General features: G+C 54.9%; 1 pseudogene. It reads right to left on the reverse strand.

The annotated features are described in order from the left end of the window. Positions 1-213, reverse strand: a pseudogene (locus tag QP934_RS11670) (IS1249 family transposase); the annotation flags it as partial.

Raw genomic sequence — 213 nt, forward strand, 5'->3', positions numbered from 1 at the left:
ATAGCTTTGCCGGCATCAGTACGTGGGCGTGAGGTTGTGTAGCGACGAACTACACGCTGTGCGTGGACAAGGCAACGCTGCACATATGTTGTTGACCAGCAGGTTTTTATTGCGCTTGCTGTTCCTTGCCCGCCATCTGTCGTTGCGATTAACGGGGCAGGGATGCGTTCGAGTAGGCGTGTGTAATCGGGAGCGGTTTCGTGTTTGCACCAG

The organism is Corynebacterium sp. MSK122, from assembly GCF_030229435.2.
In the GTDB taxonomy this organism is placed as follows: domain Bacteria; phylum Actinomycetota; class Actinomycetes; order Mycobacteriales; family Mycobacteriaceae; genus Corynebacterium; species Corynebacterium marquesiae.